Source organism: Burkholderia puraquae, assembly GCF_002099195.1.
Classification (GTDB): Bacteria; Pseudomonadota; Gammaproteobacteria; order Burkholderiales; family Burkholderiaceae; genus Burkholderia; species Burkholderia puraquae.
This window is the reverse complement of the sequence record NZ_NBYX01000002.1, coordinates 102,475-116,427: the sequence shown is the minus strand read 5'-3', so window position 1 is coordinate 116,427 and position 13,953 is coordinate 102,475. Positions and strand designations below refer to the sequence as shown.

At 69.7% G+C, this 13,953-nt stretch carries 13 protein-coding genes; 4 read left to right on the top strand and 9 right to left on the bottom strand.

What is annotated here, in order from left to right; genetic code table 11:
* Nucleotides 1-51 precede the first annotated feature (51 nt).
* The 7 genes from B7G54_RS04925 to B7G54_RS04895 all read right to left on the bottom strand — a co-directional run bounded on the left by B7G54_RS04925 (nucleotide 52) and on the right by B7G54_RS04895 (nucleotide 7,547).
* Nucleotides 52-990, bottom strand: coding sequence for an alpha/beta hydrolase (locus tag B7G54_RS04925; protein WP_085038071.1), 939 nt, complete (start codon nucleotides 988-990; stop codon nucleotides 52-54).
* Between the two features lie 33 nt (nucleotides 991-1,023).
* On the bottom strand, nucleotides 1,024-2,178 hold the full coding sequence (locus tag B7G54_RS04920; protein WP_085038070.1) for an acyl-CoA dehydrogenase family protein: 1,155 nt from the start codon (nucleotides 2,176-2,178) through the stop codon (nucleotides 1,024-1,026).
* A 38-nt stretch (nucleotides 2,179-2,216) separates the two neighbouring features.
* Entirely contained in the window at nucleotides 2,217-3,539 is a 1,323-nt protein-coding gene (locus B7G54_RS04915) for an MFS transporter (protein ID WP_085038069.1), read from the bottom strand.
* 10 nt (nucleotides 3,540-3,549) lie between these two features.
* Nucleotides 3,550-4,602, bottom strand: coding sequence for a porin (locus B7G54_RS04910; protein ID WP_085038393.1), 1,053 nt, complete (start codon nucleotides 4,600-4,602; stop codon nucleotides 3,550-3,552).
* 84 nt (nucleotides 4,603-4,686) lie between these two features.
* Nucleotides 4,687-5,487 (bottom strand): enoyl-CoA hydratase/isomerase family protein, encoded by an 801-nt coding sequence (locus B7G54_RS04905; protein WP_085038068.1) that lies wholly within the window; start codon nucleotides 5,485-5,487, stop codon nucleotides 4,687-4,689.
* Nucleotides 5,484-6,704: a CaiB/BaiF CoA transferase family protein gene (locus tag B7G54_RS04900; RefSeq protein WP_085038067.1), complete on the bottom strand. Its 1,221-nt coding sequence runs from the start codon at nucleotides 6,702-6,704 to the stop codon at nucleotides 5,484-5,486. Before B7G54_RS04900 ends, B7G54_RS04905 begins: the two co-directional genes overlap by 4 nt.
* A 60-nt stretch (nucleotides 6,705-6,764) precedes the next feature.
* Nucleotides 6,765-7,547, bottom strand: coding sequence for a crotonase/enoyl-CoA hydratase family protein (locus tag B7G54_RS04895; RefSeq protein WP_085038066.1), 783 nt, complete (start codon nucleotides 7,545-7,547; stop codon nucleotides 6,765-6,767).
* A 134-nt stretch (nucleotides 7,548-7,681) separates the two neighbouring features.
* On the opposite strand from B7G54_RS04895, the gene B7G54_RS04890 reads away from it, so the two are divergent.
* Nucleotides 7,682-8,449, top strand: coding sequence for an IclR family transcriptional regulator (locus tag B7G54_RS04890; RefSeq protein ID WP_085038065.1), 768 nt, complete (start codon nucleotides 7,682-7,684; stop codon nucleotides 8,447-8,449).
* A gap of 87 nt (nucleotides 8,450-8,536) precedes the next feature.
* Complete coding sequence (locus B7G54_RS04885) at nucleotides 8,537-9,589, top strand: CaiB/BaiF CoA transferase family protein (RefSeq protein ID WP_085038064.1); 1,053 nt, start codon at nucleotides 8,537-8,539, stop codon at nucleotides 9,587-9,589.
* A gap of 58 nt (nucleotides 9,590-9,647) precedes the next feature.
* Here the strand turns inward: B7G54_RS04885 and B7G54_RS04880 are convergent, their stop codons facing one another.
* Nucleotides 9,648-10,091 (bottom strand): PaaI family thioesterase, encoded by a 444-nt coding sequence (locus tag B7G54_RS04880; protein WP_011353771.1) that lies wholly within the window; start codon nucleotides 10,089-10,091, stop codon nucleotides 9,648-9,650.
* A gap of 270 nt (nucleotides 10,092-10,361) precedes the next feature.
* Between B7G54_RS04880 and B7G54_RS04875 the strand changes: the two genes are divergently transcribed.
* Nucleotides 10,362-11,981 (top strand): methyl-accepting chemotaxis protein, encoded by a 1,620-nt coding sequence (locus tag B7G54_RS04875; protein WP_085038063.1) that lies wholly within the window; start codon nucleotides 10,362-10,364, stop codon nucleotides 11,979-11,981.
* On the opposite strand, the gene B7G54_RS04870 is transcribed toward B7G54_RS04875, so the two are convergent.
* Nucleotides 11,954-13,063, bottom strand: coding sequence for an AGE family epimerase/isomerase (locus tag B7G54_RS04870; RefSeq protein WP_085038062.1), 1,110 nt, complete (start codon nucleotides 13,061-13,063; stop codon nucleotides 11,954-11,956). The genes B7G54_RS04875 and B7G54_RS04870 overlap by 28 nt on opposite strands.
* A 114-nt stretch (nucleotides 13,064-13,177) precedes the next feature.
* Between B7G54_RS04870 and B7G54_RS04865 the strand changes: the two genes are divergently transcribed.
* The gene (locus tag B7G54_RS04865) at nucleotides 13,178-13,876 is read left to right on the top strand and encodes an MgtC/SapB family protein (protein ID WP_085038061.1); all 699 of its coding nucleotides are present in this window, start codon (nucleotides 13,178-13,180) and stop codon (nucleotides 13,874-13,876) included.
* The last annotated feature ends 77 nt before the right edge of the window (nucleotides 13,877-13,953 follow it).

Sequence of the window (13,953 nt, the reverse complement as noted above, 5' to 3'; positions counted from 1 at the left end):
CGGTTGGTGCGGTGCAGATGCGGGCGGCTTCGGCCGCCCGCGTCGTTTTCGTCATCCGTGCAGGAACCGGCGCAGCGCGTCGTGGCTGAGGCGGCGTGCCGCTTCGGCCACGCGCGCGCCGGGCACGATGTCGAAACCGTGCACGCCACCCGGGAGCACGTGCAGTTCGGTGGGCACGCCCGCGCGAAGCAGGCGCTGCGCGTAGTCGAGATTTTCGTCGAGGAACAGGTCGAGCGAGCCGACCGACAGGAACGCGGGCGGCAGGCCGTCGAGCCGCGTGGCGCGTGCGGCGGCGGCGTACGGCGACACGCCGTCGAGGCCCGGTGCGTGACCGAGCAGCGCGTGCCAGCCGAACCGGTTGTTGGCCGCATGCCAGACGAACTCGCCGGCATGCGGATGCGGCGTGCGCGTGCAGGTGCGATCGTCGAGCATCGGATAGATCAGGTGCTGGAACGCGAGCGGGTATTCGCCGCGGTCGCGTGCCAGCAGCGCCAGCGCGGCGGCGAGCCCGCCGCCCGCGCTTTCGCCTGCCACGCCGATCCGCGCCGCGTCGATGCCGAGTGCATCGGCCTGGCGGAAGACCCACGCGAGCGCCGCGTAGCAGTCCTCGATCGCGCCGGGAAACACGGTTTCCGGCGCGAGGCGGTAGTCGATCGAGATCAGTGCGCAGCCGAGCTGCGTCACGAGTGACCGGTGCACTGCCTCGAGATCCTTCGCCGCGCCGCGCACGTAGCCGCCGCCGTGCATGTGGACGATCGCCGGGAGCGGGCGTGCGCCGGCCTCGGGCCGGTAGACGAGAACCGGGACGTCCGGCGCGCCGGCGGGGCCTGGCACCGCGCGGCACTCGAGCGTGCTGCCGGCGAGGTCCGGCGGTGGCAGCGGCAGCACGCGTTCGCGCGACTGCGCGAGATTGTCGGCGCTGAGCGTGACGGTCGGCCAGGCCGCGAGCAGCGGGCGGATTTCAGGATCGACGAGATGCAGGGTATCCAACGCATGGCTCCATCGTGACGGTGGGCTGCGCGATCACAGCACGCTGCGCGCGACGACCCAACGGTGTACCTCGGTCGGGCCCTCGAAGATGCGCATCAGCCGCGCTTCGCTGGCCATCTGCTGCAACGGCATTTCCTTCGTCATGCCCATCGCGCCGAGCGTCTGCATCGCATGATCGATGACGCTCCATGCCATTTCGGTCGCGAACACCTTGACCATCGAAATCTGCGTGCGCGCGTCCTGCCCGGCATCCACGCGCGCGGCCGCTTCGTAGGTCATGAGGCGGCACGCGTGGATCTGCGTGAGCGCGTCGGCGACCCACCACTGGACAGCCTGGCGTTCCGCGAGCGGCACGCCGAAGGTCGTGCGCTGTTTCGCATGGTCGCACAGCAGCGCGACCGCGCGCTCGGCGCGGCCGATGCACCAGGCGGCCATCTCCAGCCGCCGGTTCGCGAGCCGCGCCTGCATCGGCGCGAACCCGGCGCCTTCCCGGCCCAGCAGTTGCGCGGCGGGAATGCGGCAGTTCTCCAGCACGATTTCATACGTGGACAGCCCGCCGATCATCGGGATCCGGCGTTCGATGATGAAGCCCGGCGTGTCGCGGTCGACGATGAATGCCGACATGCCGCCGCGCTTGCCCTTGCTCCGGTCGGTGAGCGCCATCACGATCGTCCAGTCGGCTTCGGGCGCGTGGCTGATCCAGATCTTCCGGCCGTTCAGCACCCAGCTGTCGCCGTCACGCACGGCCGTCGTGGACAACGCGCCCGGATCCGAGCCGGCGCCCGGCTCGGAGATCGCCATCGCGGCTCGCGTGACGCCGCGTGCGTACAGGTCGAGATAGCGTGCGCGCTGCGCATCGTCGGCCACTTCGCACAGCATCCGCAGGTTCGGCGAGTCGGGCGGCAGGATGTACGGGGTCACGGTCGTGCCGATCGCTTCGTTCACGCCGACCATTGCGACGGCCGGCAGGTCGGCGCCGCCTGCGTCGAGCGGCGCGTCGAGCCCCCACAGGCCGAGCTGCCGGGAGCGCTCGTCGAGGTGTGCGCGCTCGTCGGCGAGCAGCCCGAAGCGCTGGCCGCCGGCCTCGCGCGCCATCACGGCCGCTTCGAGCGGAATCAGTTCGTCCTTCACGAAGCGTGCGACGAGGTCCCGGATCATCTTGTGGTCGAGTTCGAGTTCGAAATTCATGAGCGTCGATGAGAGTGAGAAAGGGGAGGTCGAAGCCGTCAGCCGGCGTTCGTACTTGACGCCGCGCGGGCGCGCAGCGTGCCGAGCAATGCGATTGCGCCGGCCGCGAGCAGCGCGGCGTTGAAATAAAGTCCGCCGCGCATCGACCCGGTGGCCGTGTTGAGCACGCCCATCAGGAACGGGCTCGCGAACCCGCCGATCGCGCCGGACATCGTGATCGCCGCGATCGCGACTGCCATCGAACGCTTCGGCAGCGCGAGCCCCGGCAGCACCCAGAACGCCGGTAGCGCCGCGGCATGCGTGGCGACCGCGACGCACAGGGCGATCATCATGTGTGCCGTGCCGGCGGCGTTCGCCAGCCCGGCGAGCGCCGCCGCGCACGCGATCATCGCGAACGCACCATGCCCGCGCCATTCGCGCCGCCGTTCGGTGCGCCAGCCCATCCCGAGCATGCCGACGATGCCGCACAGGTAGGGCAGCGCGGACAGCAGCCCGATCTGCATCGCGCCATGCAGGCCGCCGCGATGCAGGATCACGGGCATCCAGAACACCAGCGCATAGCCGGCGGCCGCGATCGCGAAATTGGCCGCGCACAGCAGCCAGAAATCGCGGTGCGCGAGCAGCGGCCGCGCCGCGTTCGCCTCCGGCGTGCCGGCTTCGGCCTGCGTGTGCGCGGCGCGCAGCGCGTGCTTGTCGGCGTCCGACAGCCAGCGTGCGTCGTCCGGCCGATCGTCGAGAAACCGCAGCGCGACGAGGCCGAGCACGCTGCTCGGCAGCCCTTCCACGAGGAACAGCCATTGCCAGCCGCTCAGGCCGGCGGCGCCGTCGAAGTACGAGAGGATGGCGCCCGACACGGGGCCGGCGATCATCCCCGCGAGGTACAGGGCCGTCATGAAGAGCGCGAACGCCTTCGCGCGTTGCTTCGGCGGATACCACGCGCCGAGATAGAACAGGATGCCGGGGAAGAAGCCGGCCTCGAACACGCCCAGCAGGAAGCGGCACGCGTAGAACTGCGCGGGCGTCGTGACGAACATCGTCGCGGCCGAGCCGAGCCCCCACAGCATCATGATTCGAGCAATCGTCCTGCGCGCGCCGATCCGTGCAAGCAGCGCGTTGCTCGGAATCTCGAACGCCATGTAGCCGATGAAGAAGATGCCCGCGCCGAGCCCGTAGACGGCGTCGGAGAAGTGCAGTTCGGCCGCCATCTGCGCGTGCGCGAAGCCGATGTTGATCCGGTCGATGAACGACAGCGTGTAGCAGAGGATCAGGAACGGCAGCAGCCGGCGCGAGATCCGGCGGTAGAGCGCCGGCGTCGCGCCAGCGTCGACGGCGGCCGGGTGGGTCGAAAGGGTCGGGGTCATGGGCACTCCGTCAGAAGCGGTGAACGATGCCGAGCGCGAACACCTGCTCGGTGCCGCCCGGTTGCGGCTGCAGGCCGACGACGACGGTGTTGCGGGCGTCGCCGCCGTTCTTCATGTAGAGGTAGCGTGCGTAGAGCGATGTCCGCTTCGACAGCGGGTGGTCGTACCCGATGCCGAGCGCGGTCGCGTCGTTCGCCGAGCCTTTCACGTCGCGGCGCACGACCGACACGAGCACGCGATCGAGCGCGCCGACGCCGATCGACGCGCCGGCACTCGCGGTCGAGAACGCGGGCAGGTTCGGCGCCGTGCTGACGCCGTACAGAAACGCGGCGTACAGCTTGACGTGCGCGAACGCGTAGTTGGCCGCGAACACGTAGTGGCGGGTCGTCGACGGGGAGACGACGGGCGACAGGTTGCCGGCCGACGTGTCGCCCTGGAAGCCGGCGCCGACGTAGAGCCCGCCGATCCGGTACTGGAGCCCGGCGCCATAGTTGCGTCCGGCCTGCGTGGACAGCGCGTTCGGCGTCGGGAAGCCGTACGTCGCCATCACGCGCAGGCCGTTCCAGTCGGGGCTCAGGTACGACACCGCCTGGTTGAAGCGCGGAATCGGCGGCGTCGTGTTGCTGGTGATCGTGTCCGTCGACGTCGCGAGCAGCGCGAGCGGCGACAGCCGTTCGTTGAGCCCGAACGGATCGCCGTCATAGGCGACGTAGAACGAGGGCGTGTATTGCCGGCCGAGCCGCAGGTCGCCGTAGCGCGTGTTCTGCAGCGACACATAGGCCTGCCGGTAGAACAGCGTGCCGCCCTGGAACGATCCGTCGGCCGGCGAGAAGCCGCTCTCCAGCACGAACTTCGTCGACGTGCCGCCGCCGAGCGCCTCGACGCCCGTCAGCCCGAACCGGCTCGTCGACGATCCGCCGCCGCTCTGCCGCACGCTCGACAGGCTGCCGATACGATCGAATTCGACGTAGCTGTCGACGATCCCGTACAGCGTGACCGACGACGCGTGCGCCGATGTGGCGCATAGCACGCTCGCGCCGACCAGGAATGCTTTCCGTTGCATGAAGGTGTCTCCGTCCATGTTTTTTTTCGCACGCCCGCGTTCTGGGAGCGGTTGCGCGCGCTTTGTCGCCGTGCTGCGTCGGGCTCAGCGCCCCTTGAACACCGGCTTGCGTTTCTCGAGGAACGCGCGGGCACCCTCGATCCGGTCTTCGCTCGCATAGACGTCGGGGCCGACGTCCAGCCGCAGCGCGGCAGCCACCGGCAGCCCCTGGCTGCGTGTCGCGGTTTCCTTGATGCGGCGGATCGTGAGCGGCGCGTTCACGGCGATCGTCTGCGCCAGTTCGCGCACGGTGTCGTCGAGTGCGGCGCCGGGGACGACGCGGTTCAGCAACCCGGCGCGCTGCGCTTCGGCCGCGTCGAAGCGGCGGCCCGTGAACAGCAGCTCCATCGCGATCGCACGCGGCAGCATGCGCGGCAGCAGCACGCTCGCGAAGTTCGCGCCCATGCCGACGCGCGCTTCGGGCAGTGCGAAGTACGCGTGATCGGCGGCGATCCGCAGGTCGCAGGCGAGCGCGATTTCACAGCCGGCGCCGATGGCGTAGCCGTTGACGGCCGCGATGGTCGGCTTGCGCAGCTCGAGGATCAGCTCGTGCACGTTGCGTGCGAGCCCGCGCATCGGCTGCATCCCGCGCATCTCGGGATCGCCGAGATCGATGCCCGCGCTGTACGCGCGCTCGCCCGCGCCGCGGATCACGATGACGCGGATCGACGGGTTGTCGTCGAGCGTGACGAGTTCGTCGCACAGCCGCCGGATCGCTTCGGCGGACAGTGCATTGGCGACGTGCGGACGATGGATCGTCAGCCACGCGATGCCGGCGTCGTCGTTGCGCAGGATCGACGGGGCGTCGTTGCCCGTCAGGGAAGAGAACGAGCCGGATGAGGTCATGACGCGCTCCCGGTGGCGTCCGCACGCGTGTCGTGGAGTACCCCCGCTTGCCGTAGCGCGTCCCGGCGCGCCGCGTCGATGCCGAGCGCGTCGAGCACGGCGTCGGTGTCGGCGGCGAACGGCTGCGGCGGCCGGCGGATCGATCCGGGCGTGCGGGAGAGTTTGGCGGGGACGCCCGCGCCGGTGTACGTGTCGGTCTGGACGAACATCGCGTTGCGCGCGGCTTGCGGGTGGCCGAACGCATCGGCGACGGTGTTTACCGGGCCCGTCGCGACGCCGGCGTTCAGCAGCCGCTCGACGATGTCGTCGGCATGCAGTTCGGCGGTCAGCTGGCCGAGCAGCGTATCGAGCGCATCGCGATGCGCGACGCGCTTCGCGTTGGTCGCGAACCGCGGATCGCGCGCCAGCTCGGGCACGCCGAGCGTTTCGACGAGCCGCGCGAACGTGCGGTTGTTGCCGGCGCCGGTCGAGATCGGCTTGTCCTTGCACGGATAGACGCCGTACGGCGCGATCGCGCCATACACGTTGCCGGTCGCGACCGGAACGTCACCGGTCGCCATCCAGGTCGTGCTGATCGGATGCAGCATCGACAGCGCGGTGCTGAACAGGTCGATGTCGACGTGCTGCCCGAGGCCGGAGCGCGTCCGTTCGACCAGCGCGAGCAGGACGCTCGACACGGCGCTCAGGCCCGCCGCGTAATCGACGACCGGGAACGGCACCTTCAGCGGCATGCCGCCCGGCTCGCCGTTGATCGACAGGAAGCCGGCGAGGCCCTGTGCGACGGCGTCGTAGCCCGGAAACCGCGCAAGCGGGCCGTCGGTGCCGTATCCGGAGATCGAGCAGTGGACGAGGCGCGGGAAGCGCTCGCGCAGGCAGTCGTCGTAGCCGATGCCCCAGCGTTCGAGCGTGCCCTGCTTGAAGTTGTCGATCAGCACGTCGGCCGTGTCGAGCAGACGGAACAGCACGTCGCGCCCGTCCGGATGCGACAGGTCGAGCGCGAGATTGCGCTTGTTGCGGTTGAGCCCCCAGTAGTAGCTGGAGATGCCGCTCGGCATCGCGGGCCCCCAGTCGCGCGTTTCGTCGCCCTGCGGCGGTTCGATCTTGATGACGTCCGCGCCGTGGTCGGCGAGCGTCTGCGCGCAGAACGGCCCTGCGTAGACGCGGCTCAGGTCGACCACGCGCACGCCTGCGAGTGCGCCTTCGTGACTGCTTGTCATGACGATGTTTCCTTCGATGTGGGATCCGGCCGGCATGCCGGCATGCGATGCGTCGCGAGATCAGCCGCGCGCGGCAAACAGCGCGTTCACCGCCGCGCGATGTTCGGGAGTGGCGTGCGCGAACGCCTGGTACGACGCCGACAGGTCGAGCAGCGTGTCGAGGCTCGCGTGGCGGCTTTCGCGCAGCAGCCGTTTGGTCAGGCGCAACGCGGTGCCCGAATGCCGGGCGATACGGCCGGCCAGTTCATGCGCGTGTGCCAGGAGGTCGCCATCGGGAACGACGCGCGACACGAGCCCGCAGCGCAGCGCGGCCTGTGCGTCCAGCGCGTCGCCCGTGAACGACATTTCCGCGGCGACGGCGGCGCCGACGATCTGCGGCAGGAACCACGCGCCGCCGTCGCCGGGCACGAGGCCGAGGGCGATGAAGCTCTCGGCGAAGCGGGCGCGCTCGGCGGCAATGCGGATGTCGCACATGCACGCGAGATCGGTGCCGGCGCCGATGGCCGGGCCGTTGATCGCCGCGATGGCCGGCACTTCGAGATGCTGGAATGCGTGCGCCAGCCGCTGGATGCCATGGCGGTAGCTCGTCCGGATCGCCGCGAGGTCGTGCGGGCCCGATTCCATGAACGCGCGCATCGCCTTTACGTTGCCGCCCGACGAGAACGTCGTGCCGGCACCGGTCAGGACCAGCACGCGGATCGATTCGTCGCGATTCGCGTGGTCGCAGCATTCGGTCAGTGCGTCGATCGCATCGGTGTCCGAAATGGCATTGCGTGTTTCCGGGCGGTTCATCGTGACGGTCAGGATCGGTCCCTGCCGTTCACGGATCAGAAAGGCTGTCATGGTGTCTCCGAGTGTTCTGTCCCGCGGGACTTCACGCCGCGGGCCGAAGCCTAGTATCGTCACGACGGTTGGCGGCGGGAAATTCCGTTCCACATATGTGGAAGGCTCGCCCGGTGGCGTGAGGAGACGGCGGGATGAGCGGAAACGTGGTCAAGAGCGCGGCGCGCGTGTTCGAGGTGCTGGAGCTGTTCAGCGCGTTGCAGCGGCCGCTGAGCGTGCGGGAGATCACCACGCGCTGCGGCTATCCGGGCTCGAGCGCGGCGGCGCTGCTGACCAGCATGAAGGCGCTCGGCTATCTCGCCTACGACGACGCCACCCATACGTATGCGCCCACTGCACGCCTCGTCAATCTCGGCGAAGCGCTCGTCGATTCGACGGCAGGCAGCCGGCGGCACTGGCATGCCGTCGCCAAGCGGCTGGCGGTCCGCACGCGCGAGGCAGTCGTGATCGCGGTGCAGAGCGACCTGTACGTGCAGTACATCGATGCGGTCGAGGGCGCGCATACGATTCCGATCCAGTTCTATGCGCCGATCGGCACGCGTCGCGAGATCTGCATGTCGAGCCTCGGCTGGGCGCTGCTGAGCCTCCAGCCGGATAGCGCGATCCGTCGGCTCGTGTCGCGCAGCATTCGCCGGCTCGGCAAGTCGGGCCGGACGATCGACGAGGATGTCGTGCTCGACAAGGTCGAACAGACGCGCCGGTCGGGCTATTCCTATTCGGCGCACACGGTCACGCAGGGCGCCGCGATGATCTCGATGGTGATCGCGGACGGCTGGAACGGCCTGCCGCTGGCCATGGGCGTGGCCGGGCCGGTCGAGCGGATCGACGCGCAGCGCGACGCGATCGTGCGGGCGATGCGGGAGGCGCTGGCCGGGCAGGGGCCGGATGCCGCGGCAGGCTAGCCGGCCGCGGCATGGCGCATGCAGGCATTCGCATAGAATCGGAACGTTTCGTTGCGCCTGTCCAGGCTGCATTTCAGCGAGGTCGCCATGCCATTGAACACGCCGCTTTCCGGCATCCACATCGTCGAATTCGAAGGGCTCGGCCCCGGCCCGCTCGCGGGCTGGATGCTCGCCGGGATGGGCGCGCGGATCACGCTGATCGCGCGCCCGTCCGGCCGCACGAGCGCGCCGGATGCGTTGCAGGCCCGCGACGGCGACCTGCTGCGCGAAGGCAAGACGATCGTCGAGCTCGACCTGAAGTCGCCGGCCGGCCGCGACGCCGCGCTCGACCTGATCGCGCAGGCCGATGCGCTGATCGAGGGGCTGCGGCCCGGCGTGATGGAGCGGCTCGGCCTCGGGCCCGACGATTGCGCGCGCCGCAATCCGACGCTCGTGTACGGGCGGATGACCGGCTGGGGCCAGCACGGCCCGCTCGCGGCCGCGGCCGGACACGACCTGAACTACGTCGCGTTGACGGGGCTGCTGTCGCTGTCCGCGCCGCGCGATGGCCGGCCGGGGTTGCCGCCGACCGTCGTCGGCGATGCGGGCGGCGCGCTCGGCCTCGCGTTCGGGATCGTCTGCGCGCTGTTCGACGTGCGCGGCGGCGGGCCGGGGCGCGTGGTCGACGGCGCGATCGTCGACATCGTGTCGATGCTCGGCTCGCTCGCGCTGTGGGCGCGCGCGAACGGGCAGCTCGACGGCGCGCAGCCGAGCCTCTTCCACGATGCGCCGTTCTACGACGTGTATCGCTGCGCGGATGGCGAATGCGTGACGATCGGCGCGCTCGAGCCGCCGTTCTATGCGCTGCTGGTCGAACGGCTCGGGCTGACCGGCGTCGATCCGGCATCGCAGTACGACCGGGAGCGCTGGCCCGCGCTGAGGGCGCGTTTCGCCGATGTGTTCGCACAGCGGCCGTCCGCGCACTGGCGCGCGTTGCTCGAAGGTACCGACGCGTGTTTCGCGCCGGTGCTGAGCGTGGCCGATGCGGTCTCGCATCCGCACAACGCGGCGCGCGGGATCTATCGAACTGACGAGAACGGGAACGTGCGGGCGAGGGTGGCGCCGCGGTTTTTGCCGCTGGCGGGGGATGACGCGGCCTAGCGGCGCGACTCAGGCGCCGCTAGGCCGCGATATTGTGTTCCGGCCGCTCAGGCCGTTCTCACGCCGTTTCCTCCGGCGCATCCGGCATCTTGCCGTCGCCGACGCGGTTGATCGTGCCCTGCGCGATCGCAACGAGCCGCTCGTGATCGCCGTCGATGACGAACACATGACACTGGCAGGTGGCCTGGTGCCGGCCCGCATAGACGAGCTTCGCGCGGGCGACGAGCGTGCCGTTCACGGCCGGCCGCAGGTAGTTGATCTTGTATTCGGCGGTGATCACGCGCGGGCCGAGCACGAGCGCGCCGGCGAACGTCAGCGCGTTGTCCGCGAGGTAGCTGATGACGCCGCCATGCACGAAACCGTGCTGCTGCCGCAGTTCTTCGCGCACGGGCAGGCACAGCGACACTTCGTTGTCGCCGATATGCATCAGCTCCGTGCCCAGCAGCATGCTGAACGGTTGCGCACGCAATGCGCCGCGCGCGTGGTCCGTGATGTCGGTCATCGACTTTCCTCGAAATGAGTGCCCGCTTGCGCTGAACTCTAGGAAGGGGGCTGCGGATAAGCAAGGAAATTCGTCCGCGTTTCCTGCAAATTCCGGTGCGATGCGACGCGATTATTGCGTCGAATGCCGTAGATTTCCCCGTTTGCGGGCAATTCGGCTGGAATGCGCGGGCAACGCGAACTTTGCCGCCGTCTGTTCCTAAAGTCCGACGAAGAAATGCCGCTAATGCCGGGGCATTGCCTCATCGTCCGCTTTCCAGGAATTCCCCCCATGTTCGGAAAAATCAAGCTCGCGTCGGGTCTGCTCGGCGTGTTGACCGTGTTCTGCCTCTTCCTGTTTGCGATCGAGGCGCTCGGCTTCTGGGCGCTCAAGTCGACGCGCAGCGGCGTCGACGATCTGTCGAACATCGCGATCACGCAGGTCGACGCGGCCAGCCAGGCGACCCAGCAACTGCTCGACGCGCGCATTAACCTGTCGCGCGCCGGCACGCGGATGGTGCGCGGCGGCCCGAAGCCGGAAGACATCATCCGCCATGCCGGCGCGTCGCTTGCGGAGGCGGACAAGGCGTTCGCCGCGCTGACGGCCGCGCAGCCGGTCGACGATACCAACCGCGCACGCGTCGCGGCGCTCGCCGAGCGCTATCGCGCGCTGCGCGGCGCGCTGGGCGAACTCGTGCAGTTCCTCGACGCCGACAACATCCAGGCATTCCTCGACCAGCCGACGCAAAGCATCCAGGACGCCTATCTCGCCGAGCTGCGCCGCTTCACCGACTATGGCGGCGCATCGAGCCGCACGGCGCTCGACACGATCGACGGCGGCATGCTCTGGTTCAAGTCGGTCGGCATCGTGCTGCTGGTGGCGATGCTCGCGGCAAGCGCGGCGATCTACGCGGCCGCGCGGCGCGCGGTCGTCGCGCCGCTGGAAGAAGCCGGCCGCCATTTCGAGCGGATCGCGCAGGGCCGGCTCGATGAAGTCGTGCGGGCGGGCGGCGTGTTCGAGATCGACCGGATGCTGCGCGGCCTCGCCACGATGCAGACGAGCATCGCGGGCACCGTGCGCACGGTGCGCCACGCGTCCGACGCGATCCACCTCGGGGCGGGCGAGATCGCGGGCGGCAACGCCGACCTGTCGGCGCGCACCGGCACCCAGGCCGCGTCGCTGGAGGAAACGGCCGCAAGCATGGAGGAACTGACGGCAACCGTCCGGCAGAACACCGACAGCGCACGCGCGGCGAGCGCGCTGGCCGACGCGGCGCTCGAAGCGACGAGCCACGGCGGCGGCGTGGTCGACAGCGTGATCGACCGGATGCGCGGCATCGCGCAGAGCTCGGGGCGGATCGCGGAGATCATCTCGGTGATCGACGGCATCGCGTTCCAGACCAACATCCTTGCGCTGAACGCGGCCGTGGAAGCAGCACGCGCAGGCGAACAGGGGCGCGGCTTCGCGGTCGTCGCGGGCGAAGTGCGCTCGCTCGCGCAGCGCAGCGCGCAATCGGCGAAGGAGATCAAGGCGCTGATCGAGGATTCGGTCGCGCAGATCAACGGCGGCGCGGCGCTCGTCGAGCGTGCCGGCGACGCGATGCGCACGGTGTCGGCGTCGATCACGCGCGTCGTGCAGACGATGTCCGAGATCACGGCGGCGTCGGTCGAACAGAGCGTCGGGATCGAGCAGGTGAACCAGGCCGTCACGCAGATGGATCAGCTCACGCAGCAGAATGCGGCGCTGGTGGAGGAGGTCGCGGCGGCGGCCGCGTCGCTGAACGACCAGACCGCGCACCTGATGCAGGCAGTGTCGGTGTTCGAACTGGGCGATGGCCGCGCCGCACGCGGCGAACGCGCGGCGCCGTCGTTCGCCGGGACGGGTTACGAACCGGCCGGCAGCGCCGCGTAGGCGGTCGCGAGGTGGTAGGGCGTCGTCGACGGCATGTCGGCGCGCGACACCTGCCCGTCCGCCGTCTTGCACTCGAACCAGCCGCGCGGATGCAGGAAGCGCGCGGCGAAGCGTTCGCTCTGCCGCGCGAGCGGCGCGGAGGCCGGCGTGCCGCCATGCGTCGCGAGCGCGCGCAGGTATTCGGTCTGCGCCCAGATCCGCTGCGTGCCGTCGATACACGCGCCTTGCGCGTCGAGCGAAGCGCATACGCCGCCTGTCCGCGGATCGACGCCGTATCGCTCCGCGAACGCGAACGCGCGCGCCAGCGCGCCGGGGAGCCCGGTTTGCGCGAGCCGCGCGCCGGCCGCATCGACCAGATAGAACCACTCGAACTGATGGCCGGGCTCGAAACGGTTGTCTGCCGCGCCGAGCGGCAGCTCGGCCACGCAGCCGGTCGCCGCGTCGACGAACGTGCGCTCGACGGCTTGCGCGGTGCGCGCGAGCGCGTCGTCGAACGCCGCGTCGCCGAATGCATCGGCCGCCGCAAGCCAGGCTTCGGTCAGGTGCATCAGCGGATTCTGCAGCGCCCCGCTGCCGGATGACGAGAAGTCGGCGTGGCGCGCCGCGTCGAGCAGCGCGTCGCCGGGGCGCGGCGCGAAACGGTCCTGAATCAGCGCCGCGGTCTCTTCGGCCGCCTTGCGCGCGGCGGCGTCGCCCGACGCCGCATACCACGCGGCACACGCGAACACGATGAATGCGTGCGTGTAGAGATCCTTGGTCGTGTCGAGCGGCGTGCCCTGCGCGTCGACGCTGTAGTTCCAGCCACCGTGGCGCGGGTCGCGAAAGCGCCGGCCCAGCGCATCGAACAGCGTGGCCGCATGCGCGGTGTCGCCGGCCTGTGCGAACACGAACAGTTGCCGCGCGCAGGCCATTGCGCGATAACGGGTCACGGGCAGCGGCGCGTGGGTGGCCGGATCGACGGCTTCGAACGGCAGCTGTAATGTCTGGTCGAACCCTGAACCTCGCCAGATCGGCAAGACGACGTGCGCGAAATGGTGGCGCAGCTGGGCGGCCTGGGCGGAAGCGGAGTCGGAAACGGACATGACGGGGTTGAGCGCTGGGTTCGAAACGTGTCGGCGCGGCCCGGAGGATCGGCGCGGCCGGGGCCAAGGATAAAACATTCCGCACGGCCGGCACCAAAAAAGGAGATAAATCGCATGCTGAGCAACCTGGAACTCGTGATGCGGCTCGTTCTCGCGGCGGCGCTCGGCAGCGTCATCGGCTTCGAGCGCGAGCGCCTGTCGTGGGCGGCCGGCCTGCGCACGCACATGCTCGTCTGTGTCGGTTCGACGCTGATCATGATCGTGTCGGCGTTCGGGTTCGCCGACGTGCTCGGCAGCAGCGAGCACATCGTGCTCGATCCGTCGCGGATCGCCGCGCAGGTTGTATCGGGCATCGGCTTCCTCGGTGCGGGCTCGATCCTGCTGCGTGGCGAGATCGTGCGCGGGCTGACGACGGCCGCGAGCCTGTGGTCGGTCGCCGCGATCGGCCTTGCGGTGGGCGGCGGGCTCTACGTCGCGTCGATTTCGGCGACGATCATCATCCTGATCATCCTGGCCGGCATCAAGCCGCTGGAGCGGCGCTACTTCACGGTGCGCCAGCGGCGCCAGCTCGCGCTGACGGTCGTGAGCGGCGCGCTGACGTTCGATTCGCTGCACGCGGCGCTCGGCCCCGACAGCGCGCGCGTGAAGCAGTTCATCGTGCAGCGCGCCGACGACACGGGCGAGCACGACGAAGTGCGCATCGCGCTCGCGCGGGTGTCGGAAATCGAATACCGGGCGATCTGCGACAAGTTGCGCGCGCTGAAGGGCGTCACGCGTTTCGAAGAGGGCAACGGGCTGTCGGGCGACGAATAGGCTGAATCGGCAACGGGGCATGCGACAATGGCCGACCACCGATTCCGTTCGACATCCGGTTCCGCGCCCGCGGGGCC